This window comes from Streptomyces europaeiscabiei (genome assembly GCF_001550375.1).
Lineage (GTDB): Bacteria > Actinomycetota > Actinomycetes > Streptomycetales > Streptomycetaceae > Streptomyces > Streptomyces europaeiscabiei.
This window is the reverse complement of the sequence record NZ_LRTR01000890.1, coordinates 1-1,746: the sequence shown is the minus strand read 5'-3', so window position 1 is coordinate 1,746 and position 1,746 is coordinate 1. Positions and strand designations below refer to the sequence as shown.

The 1,746-nt window shown below is 75.4% G+C and carries 1 protein-coding gene; it reads left to right on the top strand.

The features are described from left to right. Positions 1-22: 22 nt before the first annotated feature. A partial coding sequence (locus tag AWZ10_RS45195; protein ID WP_244172780.1) for an acyltransferase domain-containing protein occupies positions 23-1,746 on the top strand: 1,724 nt, incomplete at its 3' end.

Here is a 1,746-nt window from a genome sequence, read left to right as displayed (position 1 = left end):
GGGTGGTGTTCCGGTGCCGTGGGTGGTCAGTGCCCGCAGCCGGGACGCCCTGCGCGCCCAGGCCGCACAACTCCTCGACCATGTGACTGGGCACCCCGGTGTTCCGCTCGCCGACACCGCCCTGGCCCTGGCGACCACCCGTACCCCGTTCCCCCACCGGGCCGTCCTCGTCGGCGCCGACCGGGACGGACTCGCCGCCCAACTGCGGGCTCTGGCCGACGGAGTGCCGCTGCCCGGCACGGTCACCGGCACCGCCCGCACCGGCGGCAGGACCGCGTTCCTGTTCACCGGGCAGGGCGCCCAGCGGCCCGGGATGGGCCGCGAACTGCACGCGGCCCACCCGGTGTTCGCCGAAACCTTCGAGGCCGTGTGCGAGCGCGTCCCCGGACTGCGCACGGTGGTCCTCGGCGACGACGCCGAGCGGCTGAACCGCACCGAGCACGCCCAGCCCGCCCTCTTCGCCTTCGAGGTCGCCCTCTACCGCCTGCTGGAATCCTGGGGCGTACGGCCCGACTTCGTCGCCGGGCACTCCGTCGGCGAGATCGCCGCCGCCCACATCGCCGGCGTGTTCTCCCTGGACGACGCCTGCGCCCTCGTCGCCGCCCGCGGCCGACTGATGCAGGCTCTTCCGGCCGGCGGCGCGATGGCGTCGGTCTCGGCCACCGAGGAGGAGGTGCTGCCGCTGCTCGCCGGACGCGAGCACGAACTCGGTATCGCCGCCCTCAACGGGCCCGCCGCGACCGTGGTCTCCGGCACCGAGGCCGCCGTTGCCGAGGTCCGCGACCACTTCGCGGCAGCCGGCAGGCGCGTCACCCGGCTGCGGGTCAGCCACGCCTTCCACTCACCGCTGATGGACCCGGTGCTCGACGACTTCCGAACCGTCGCGACCGGAATCTCCTACGCCGAGCCCCGTGTGCCCGTGGTCTCCGCCCTGACCGGCGAGCCCGCGACGCCCGGCCTGCTCACCGACCCCGAGTACTGGGTCCGGCACGTGCGCGAACCGGTCCGCTTCCACGACTGCGTGACGCGGCTCCACGGTCTCGGAGCCCGCCGGTTCCTGGAAACCGGACCCGACGGTCCCCTCAGCACGCTGGCCGAGACGGCCCTCGCCGAGACGGCGCCGGACACCGCGGACGAGGCCCTGTTCGTCGCGGCCGTCCTGCGCGACAAGCCCGAGACGGACCGTCTGCTCATGGCCGTCGGCGCGCTCTTCGCGCACGGCGCCGAACCCGACTGGGCCGCGCTGCTGCCCGGCGCCCGCACCGTCCCGCTGCCCACCTACGCCTTCCAGCGGCAGCGGTTCTGGCTGCCGACCGTGGCCCCCGCGGGCGACCCCGCCGGAGCCGGCCTGCGCAGCGCGGACCACCCGTTCCTCGGCGCCGAGGTCGCCCGCGCGGGCTCCGACGACCTGCTGTTCACCGGACGTCTGTCCCTGCGCAGCCATCCCTGGCTCGCCGACCACACCGTCCTCGGCCAGGCCATCCTGCCCGCCACCGGCTACCTCGACCTCGCCGTGCACGTCGGTGACCGCGCCGACTGCGGCCACCTGAGCGAACTCACCCTGCTCAGCCCGCTCGTCGTCCCCGCCGAGGGCACCGTCGACCTGCAGGTCACCGTCGACGCCGCCGACGAGACCGGGCAGCGCGCCTTCGCCGTGTGGTCCGCGCCCGCCGGGAACGACGCCGAGTGGCAGCGGCACGCCCAGGGCACCCTGGCCCCACGTTCCGCCTCCGCCACCGCCGACGC